This is a genomic window from Saccharothrix sp., from assembly GCF_031180885.1.
GTDB lineage: Bacteria > Actinomycetota > Actinomycetes > Mycobacteriales > Pseudonocardiaceae > Actinosynnema.
Genome location: NZ_JAPSLK010000076.1, coordinates 24,130 through 31,706, shown reverse-complemented (window position 1 = coordinate 31,706; position 7,577 = coordinate 24,130). Strand labels below are relative to the sequence as shown.

The window sequence follows — 7,577 nt, the reverse complement described above, 5'->3', positions numbered from 1 at the left end:
CTGATTCCCCGGGTGCCGCTGAAATTTTTTGTGAGGAACGAGCAAAAAATTTCAGCGGCACCCGGGAAATCTGTGGTTGGCTTTGCCAGGCCATGCGGTGGGGGAACCGACGCCCTTCCCTCCCCCATCGGTGGTCTGCCCGCCGGCGAGGCGCTTGTGATCTTGAGAGCGCGCAGCGCGTTCGAGCTTGCGAGCGCGCCAGCGCGGTTCAAGAGCCCGAAGCGCGTTCCTCCTCCAGCAGCGCGGAGCGCGTTGCGTTCAGCCCCGCGCAGCGTGGACTTGAGCGGGGAAGCGCAATTTTAAAGATTAAAAGAGCCTCGCCGGCGGGCGAGCCGCCAAGGATGACACAACTGCAACTGCGGGGGCTTCTTGCTTGTGCCATCCCCGCATGACCCGGCAAAGCCGACCACATTTTTGGTCGGGTGCAGCTGAAAATTTTGCTCGTTCCACACAAAATTTTCGGCTGCACCCGACCAAAAATGTGGTAGCCCTTCGGGCGGGCCATACGGGGATGACACAAGCAAGAAGCCCAAGTTGAGTTGTGTCCGCTCGGCGGACTGCCCGCACGGCAAGGCGGGCTGTCGGCACGGCAAGGCGGGCTGTCGGCAGGCAAGGCGAGGCGGACTGCCCGCACGGCAAGGCGGGCTGTCGGCACGGCAAGGCGGGCTGTCGGCAGGCAAGGCGAGGCGGACTGTCCGCACGGCAAAGCGGACTCCCGCAGGACAAGCGGGCAAGTCCGCCACGGCGTGGCGGACTTGCCCGCAACGGCGGCTGCGGAGGTGCTGCCGGCGGCTTGCCGGACGCTGTCTAGGCGGCCCCGACCTTGGCCAGTGCCTCCTGCTCGGTCTCCACGATGGTGAACACGGAGGTCAGACCGGTCGCCTCGATCGGCCGCAGCACCGCCCGGCCGGCCGCGACCAGCACCAGCGGCACCTCCAACTCGGTCGCCCGCTTGCTGCCGGTGACCAGCGCCTCCAGGCCCGCCGAGCCGAGGAAGCGCACGTCGAGGAGGTCCACCACGACGGCGCGCACGTCTCCCACGAGGGTCTCGCGCAGCGGTTGGGCCAGCTCGTCCGCGCTGCTGGTGTCCAACTCTCCGGACACGCGCAGCACCACCACCCCGTCCGCGGGCCGGTCGGTCCGCACGGACGCCAGCGTTGCCCCGGGTTCTGGCACCCCGGTCTCCTCTCTCATCGCGCACCGCCGGTGCGGTGCGTGCTCCACGGTAGTCCGGAACGCACGTCGGTGACCGTGGCGGCCATGACCTGGTCGACCAGCTCGCGCGGGTCGGCCGAGGCGCCCAGCGCCCGGCGTTGCCGGGCCGCGCCGCTGCCGTTGGTGCGCAGCCACTCCAGGTGGTCGGTCACGGTGTTCAGGCTGCCCGCGTCGCGCAGCGCGCCGGCGCTGCGCTCGACCAGCTCCGCGGCCAGCCGCCGGGCCTGCACGAGCGCGCCGGTGCGCGGGTCGACCGCCAGCCCGTCGTACCCGTCCCGGGCGGCTCGCCAGTAGGCGGCGCGCAGCAGCACGTCGTCCACCCGCTCGGCGTCCGGCGACTCGGCGGCGGTGCGCGCGAAGGCGCGGATGAGTTCGGCGATCACGACGGTCTCGTGCGCGGTCTGCGGGATGTCCGCGACGCGCACCTCGACCGTCGGGACGTGCGAAGACGGCCGCACGTCCCAGTAGACCATGTTGACGTCCAGCAGCACCTCGGTCTGCAACAGGGTGTGCACGAGGTGGTCGTAGTGCTCGCCGGACTCCAGGTGCGGCGGCGGCCCGCCGACCGGCCAGCGCGACCACACGATCGAGCGCCAGCTCGCGTAACCGCTGTCCTCGGCGGACACGATCGGCGAGTTGGCGCTGAGCGCGAGCAGCGTCGGCAGCCAGGGTCTGAGCGCGTTCGACACGCGCACGGCGGTGTCCCGGTCCGGCACGCCGACGTGGACGTGCAGCCCGCACACCCCCTGGCCGCCGAGCAGCTTGCGGTGCGAGTACTCCATGAGCCGGTAGCGCGGGTCGTCGGTGCCCGGCGGCGGCCCGGCGGTGCCCACCGGGGGCACGCCGGAGGCCAGCAGTCGGCAGCCGGCGGCGTGCGCGGCCTTGGCCAGGTGGGCGCGCCCGAGCACCACCTGCTCGGCGAGTTCGCCGGCGGTGTGGCACACCGGGGTGGCGACCTCGATCTGGAACGGCGTCAGCTCCCGCTGCACGTCGAGCCGCGCGCCGGCGTGCTGGGTGACCGCCTCCGCGCAGGGCACGGGCCGGCGCGTCGTGGGATCGACCAGGAACAACTCCTGCTCGACGCCGACGGTCCAGGTCTCGGTCATGGGCGTGCCATACCCACTGCCGGCCGCCGTCAACCCTCCGAGTTTCACTTCCGCCGCGTCCGGGCACCTCGCTGGGGTGAGACTGCGCCGCAGCGACCCCCACGGTCCGGGCTGGCGCCGCCTGCGCCACGGCCGGGGCTTCCGCTACGTGGACGCCGACGGCGCGACCCCCACCCCGGACGAACTGGCGCGCATCAAGTCCCTGGTGATCCCGCCCGCCTGGCAGGACGTGTGGGTGTGCCCGTACGAGAACGGCCACCTCCAGGCGGTCGGCACGGACTCGGCGGGCCGGCGGCAGTACCTGTACCACGAGCGGTGGCGCCGGGAGCGGGACGAGGAGAAGCACTCCCGGGTCCTGGACCTGGCCCCGTCCCTGCCCGGCTTCCGGTCCCGGGTGCTGACCGAGCTGCGCGGCCGGGGCCGGCGCTTGTCCCGGGTGGTCGCGGTGGCGCTGGCCATGCTGGACCGGGGCGTGTTCCGGGTGGGCGGGGAGTCCTATGCCGAGGACAACGGGACGTACGGCGTGGCGACCCTGCTGTGCGAGCACGTGAAGGTCCGTGGGTCCACTGTGGACTTCTGCTACCCGGCCAAGGGCGGGATCGAGTTCTGCACCCAGGTCGTCGACGCGGACCTGGCGCGGGCGGTGAAGTCGTTGCTGCGCGGGCGTTCCGGCGACGAGCGGCTGCTGGTGGACGCGGACGGGCGCGGGGTGACGGCGGAGGACGTCAACGAGCGGTTCAAGGAGCTGGTGGGGGAGGAGTACTCGGTGAAGGACCTCCGGACGTGGCACGCGACCGTGCTGGCGGCGGTGGCGTTCGCGGAGGCGGGCCGGCCGGAGTCGAAGCGGGGGCGCAAGCGGGTGGAGGCGGCCGTGATGCGGGAGGTGTCGGAACACCTGGGCAACACGCCGGCGGTGGCGCGGAAGTCCTATGTCGATCCGAGGATCGTGGACCTGTTCAACAAGGGAACCGTGCTCTCCACGATCTCGGAGGACCGCGAGGTGACCGAGAAGGCGGTCATCGACCTGCTGACTCCCCGCACCCGCCGCTCAAGGCGCTAGGTCCGGCGAAAGCAGCGCGCCGACGTCCTCGTGCAACCGGACCGCGCCGCCGACCAGGACGATTTCCGCCCCGGACGCCACCGCCAACAGCGGCAAGACCTCGTCCGCGCGCCCACCGTCCGCCATCCGCGACCCCACCAGCGAATCGGTCAGCAGGAGGACCTCCACCCGACCCTCGGCCAACGCCCCGTACACCGCGTCGATCCCGTGCACGGCCCGCCCGGTCAACCCGGTCACCTCGTCCCGGAACCGCTGCACCACCGCCCGCCGCGCGTCCTGGTTCGCCCGACCGGCCAGGTGCAGCACCACCCGGTCCGGCGCGCCCTCGACCTCGACCACCAGCCGGTGGTACTTGCCCGGCAACGCCACCCGCACCGACCGCCGCGCGGTCAACGGCCCGGCCAGCACGAGCAGGGGCGCGTCCAGCCGGTCGACCAACGCGGTCGCCTCCTGGGCGACGTCCGCCAACTCGGCCGCGTCCAGCCGCCGCTCCCGCGCCCCCACCGACGCCACCGCCACCGGACGGCCACCGGCGTCGACCCCGCGCAGATCGGCCCCGTGCTCGTCCACCCGCACGACCACGTGCGGCAGCAACGGCTCAGCCAGGTCGACCATCGGCAGCACGTAGGGCAAAGCGCTGAACCGGGCCACGTACCCCGACGGCGCCATCGGCAGCGGCTCGTCCACCAGCACCCTGCCGTCGCCGACCACCAGACCCCGGCCCACAGACCCCAGGGGTGTCCGCAAAGCCTCGTCGACCAGCGCCAGGAGATCGCCGAACGCGCCCTCGGCCTCCAACTGGTCGCGCATGGCGCGCCACCGCAACGAGACGTGTTCGCCCACGTCGAGGCAGACCGAGACGAACGGCCCCTCGGCTCCGACGACGTCCTGGAACTGCGTCGTGCGCATCGGTCCTCCCGCGGGTTCGCCTCACTCTGTCGAGGTACCCGCCGGCGACTCAGGGCAACCGCTGCCGCGCCCTCTGCTCGCACCACACGCAGCCCTCCGCGATGGCCACCGAGGCGAACCCGAGCAGCAGGTGCAGGCTGTTGCCGACGGTGCCCGCGTCCAGCGGGCCGCCGGGGGTGCCCGAGCCCACCGCGAAGACGACCAGGAAGACCAACGCCAGGAAGGTCCCCGTGAACCGCTCGGCGCGCACCCGGAAGGCGGCGGCGGCCACCGCCCCGCCGGTGATCACGTGGAACAAGCCGAGAGGGATCCTGCCGAGCACGAGGTCCACCACACCCCACACGAGGAGCGCGACGCCCAGCGCCAGGGCGGCCCGTTGGGGCCAGGACAGGTTCGCCACGGCGACCACCCCTCTCGCTCGTCACACATCATCGAGCAGAGTCCGCAACCGGGCCAGTGAACGGCTCAACAACCTGGACACGTGCATCTGGGACACCCCGACCGAGTCGGCGATCTGGCTCTGGGTCATGTTCCGGAAGAACCGCAGCACCACGATCCGGCGCTCCCGCCGCGGCAGGCCGCGCAGCATCGGGTCCAGCGCGTGCTGCAGCTCGACGACCTCCAGGGCCGGGTCGTCGGAACCCAGGCGGTCGGCTTCCAGTTCCTCGTCGTCCAGGGCGTCCAGGGACAGCAGGTGGTGGGCGGAGGTCGCGTGCAGGCCCTCGTAGACCTCGTCCACGCCGATGCCGAGGTGGCGGGCGACCTCGGTGGGCTTGGGGGAGCGGCCGGTGCGGCGGGCCAGTTCCACGCGGGCCGTGTCGATCGAGACGCACAGCTCCTTCAGCCTGCGCGGCACCCGGACGGCCCAGCCCTGGTCGCGCAGGTACCGGCGGACCTCGCCGGTGATCGTCGGGACGGCGAAGGCCAGGAAGTCGATCCCGCGGGACGCGTCGAACCGGTCGACCGCGTGGATCAGCCCCAGGGCCGCCACCTGGCGCAGGTCCTCCACCGACTCGCCGCGCTCGGCGAACCGGTCGGCGATGTGCCGGGCCAGCGGCAGGTGCTCGGTCACCAGCCGGTCGCGCAACTCCGCATAGCGCGAGCAGTCACGCTGCGTGCTCGCCAGTTCGGCGAACATCGGTTGGTAGTCGACGGCGTTCATGCCCGGCACCTCAGCTCGACGTGCAGCAGGCCGTCGCCGTCCACCCATGTGGCCACCGTGTCGGCCATAGCGGAGACGACCCGCCAGTACAACGACCCGTGATCGGGCACGGTCACGGCCGAGGAGAGGACCTGTGCCCGGAACCGCACCGAATCACCGTCTCGGACGAACCGGCAGGCCAGGACCGCGTGCTCGCGGGCGCGGACGATCAGCGTCGAGCAGGCCTCGTCCACCGCGACGACCAGGTCCACCGCCAGCGAGGGCGTCGACCGGGCGATGGCGCCCGCGACCGCACGGATGGTGGACAGACTGGCCGGTAGCGCCGCCATCCGAAGCTCGACCGCCCTGTCCATGGCTGCGGCATACCCGGGTCGTGACCCGGCTACACCCCCGTCCACACAGGACTGCGCATCAGAATCGTGAAAGCCGAACAGGGACGAACCTCGCGAACATCACGGTTTGCGAACAGTGGTAGGAAATGAGTGACCGGCGTCATACTGTTCGCCTCCCCGACACCCACCCGGAGGCGCCGGTGCTGGAGGCGAACAACCTTGAGGTGGTCTACGACGACGTGATGCTGGTGCTGCGCGGTGTGAGCCTGCGCATCCCCGAAGGGCGGATCGTCGCGTTGCTCGGTGCCAACGGCGCCGGGAAGACCACCTTGCTGCGGGCCTTGTCAGGCCTGCTCGACGTGCACGACGGGAAGGTGACCCGAGGCTCCGTCACGTTGGACGGCAGGCCGATCCACCGGGCCTCACCGGCTCGGATCGCGGCCCTGGGCGTGAAGCAGGCGCTGGAGGGGCGCCGCATCCTGGCCGAGTTGACCGTGGAGGAGAACCTGCGGATCGGCGGCCACGCCCGACCGCGCTCGCTCAAGCCGAACCTGGAGCGGATGTACGAGCTGTTCCCGCGGCTGAAGGAGCGGCGCAGGCAGAGCGCGGGCTACCTGTCCGGCGGCGAGCAGCAGATGCTCTCCATCGGCCGGGCGCTGATGTCCGAGCCGCGCTACCTGCTGCTGGACGAGCCGAGCCTGGGTCTGGCGCCGCTGATGGTGCAGCAGATCCGGGACCTCATCGTGAAGATCAACGAGCAGGGGACCACCGTGCTGCTGGTGGAGCAGAACGCCACGATGGCGCTGTCCATCGCCGACCACGGGTACGTCCTGGAGACCGGCAAGGTCGTCATGGACAAGCCCGCGGTCGCGCTGCTGGCCGACGAGGACGTCCGCGAGTTCTACCTGGGCCTGCGCGCCGAGGGCACGACCTCGTCGTTCCGCGACGTCAAGCACTACAAGCGGCGGAAGCGGTGGTTGTCGTGAGCGCGCCGGACAACGTGCTGGAGGTCGAGGGCGTCGAGCTGTCGTTCAGCGGCGTGAAGGCGGTCGACGGCGTGTCGTTCACGGTCGGCGCGGGCGAGCTGTTCGCGATCATCGGCCCGAACGGCGCGGGCAAGACGTCGATCTTCAACGTGCTGTCCGGCGTCTACCGGCCGCAGCGGGGCTCGGTGCGGTTCGAGGGGCGGGAGATCCTCGGGATGCGCCCGCACAGGATCGCCGCGCTGGGCGTGGCCCGGACGTTCCAGAACATCGAGCTGTTCGCCCACCTCACCGTGGTCGACAACCTGATGCTGGGCCGGCACAACCACATGCGCTACGGGGCGCTGTCCGCGTTCGCCTGGCTGGGCCGGGCGCGGCGCGAGGAGCTGGCCAACCGGCAGGCGGTCGAGGACGTGATCGACTTCCTGGAGCTGGAGCAGTGGCGGCGGCTGCCGGTGGGCCTGCTGCCCTACGGGGTGCAGAAGCGGGTGGAGCTGGGCCGGGCGCTGGCCATGGAGCCCAAGGTGCTGCTGCTGGACGAGCCGGTGGCGGGCATGAACGTCGAGGAGACCGAGGACATGGCCCGGTTCATCCTCGACGTCCGCGACGAGCTGGGCATCGCGATGGTGATGGTGGAGCACGACATGGGGCTGGTGATGGAGCTGGCCGACCGGGTGATGGTGCTGGACTTCGGCAAGCCGATCCGCACCGGCACGCCCGCGGAGGTCCAGCGCGACCCCGACGTCGTCCGCGCCTACCTGGGTGAGCAGCACAAGACGGTCGGAGGTGCGGCGTGACCGGTGCGAGCAG

Annotated in this window: 9 protein-coding genes; 3 read left to right on the top strand and 6 right to left on the bottom strand. The window is 71.4% G+C overall.

Annotation, left to right across the window (positions count from 1 at the left end):
• Positions 1–807: 807 nt before the first annotated feature.
• Both RIN75_RS40460 and RIN75_RS40455 read right to left on the bottom strand, forming a co-directional pair.
• Positions 808–1,176, bottom strand: coding sequence for an STAS domain-containing protein (locus RIN75_RS40460; protein ID WP_309117412.1), 369 nt, complete (start codon positions 1,174–1,176; stop codon positions 808–810).
• Positions 1,177–1,190: 14 nt separating this feature from the next.
• A complete protein-coding gene (locus tag RIN75_RS40455) occupies positions 1,191–2,321 on the bottom strand; it encodes a glutamate--cysteine ligase (RefSeq protein WP_309117411.1) in 1,131 nt (376 codons plus the stop codon).
• A 76-nt stretch (positions 2,322–2,397) separates the two neighbouring features.
• Here RIN75_RS40455 and RIN75_RS40450 point away from each other — a divergent pair, with 76 nt between their 5' ends.
• Positions 2,398–3,381 (top strand): DNA topoisomerase IB, encoded by a 984-nt coding sequence (locus RIN75_RS40450; protein WP_309117410.1) that lies wholly within the window; start codon positions 2,398–2,400, stop codon positions 3,379–3,381.
• Here the strand turns inward: RIN75_RS40450 and RIN75_RS40445 are convergent.
• The 4 genes from RIN75_RS40445 to RIN75_RS40430 are packed head-to-tail and all read right to left on the bottom strand — an operon-like array spanning position 3,370 to position 5,805.
• Positions 3,370–4,290, bottom strand: a complete 921-nt coding sequence (locus tag RIN75_RS40445) for a hypothetical protein (protein WP_309117409.1) — start codon at positions 4,288–4,290, stop codon at positions 3,370–3,372. The two genes, RIN75_RS40450 and RIN75_RS40445, sit on opposite strands and share 12 nt — an antisense overlap.
• 49 nt (positions 4,291–4,339) lie before the next feature.
• The gene (locus RIN75_RS40440) at positions 4,340–4,690 is read right to left on the bottom strand and encodes a hypothetical protein (RefSeq protein ID WP_309117408.1); all 351 of its coding nucleotides are present in this window, start codon (positions 4,688–4,690) and stop codon (positions 4,340–4,342) included.
• Between the two features lie 21 nt (positions 4,691–4,711).
• Complete coding sequence (locus RIN75_RS40435) at positions 4,712–5,452, bottom strand: SigB/SigF/SigG family RNA polymerase sigma factor (protein ID WP_309117407.1); 741 nt, start codon at positions 5,450–5,452, stop codon at positions 4,712–4,714.
• Complete coding sequence (locus RIN75_RS40430; RefSeq protein ID WP_309117406.1) at positions 5,449–5,805, bottom strand: ATP-binding protein; 357 nt, start codon at positions 5,803–5,805, stop codon at positions 5,449–5,451. Before RIN75_RS40430 ends, RIN75_RS40435 begins: the two co-directional genes overlap by 4 nt.
• A gap of 125 nt (positions 5,806–5,930) precedes the next feature.
• On the opposite strand from RIN75_RS40430, the gene RIN75_RS40425 reads away from it, so the two are divergent.
• Together RIN75_RS40425 and RIN75_RS40420 are read left to right on the top strand one after the other, a co-directional pair.
• Positions 5,931–6,770, top strand: coding sequence for an ABC transporter ATP-binding protein (locus RIN75_RS40425; RefSeq protein WP_309117405.1), 840 nt, complete (start codon positions 5,931–5,933; stop codon positions 6,768–6,770).
• Positions 6,767–7,564 carry an ABC transporter ATP-binding protein gene (locus RIN75_RS40420; protein ID WP_309117404.1) on the top strand — a complete coding sequence of 266 codons (798 nt, stop codon included), beginning with the start codon at positions 6,767–6,769 and terminating at the stop codon, positions 7,562–7,564. The genes RIN75_RS40425 and RIN75_RS40420 overlap by 4 nt, the downstream gene beginning before the upstream one ends.
• Positions 7,565–7,577: the final 13 nt, after the last annotated feature.

Coding starts and splice junctions, on each gene's coding strand:
- RIN75_RS40455 (WP_309117411.1), bottom strand. CDS start 2,321: ATGACCGAGACCTGGACCGTCGGCGTCGAGCAGGAGTTGTTCCTGGTC.
- RIN75_RS40445 (WP_309117409.1), bottom strand. CDS start 4,290: ATGCGCACGACGCAGTTCCAGGACGTCGTCGGAGCCGAGGGGCCGTTC.
- RIN75_RS40435 (WP_309117407.1), bottom strand. CDS start 5,452: ATGAACGCCGTCGACTACCAACCGATGTTCGCCGAACTGGCGAGCACG.
- RIN75_RS40430 (WP_309117406.1), bottom strand. CDS start 5,805: ATGGACAGGGCGGTCGAGCTTCGGATGGCGGCGCTACCGGCCAGTCTG.
- RIN75_RS40425 (WP_309117405.1), top strand. CDS start 5,931: ATGAGTGACCGGCGTCATACTGTTCGCCTCCCCGACACCCACCCGGAG.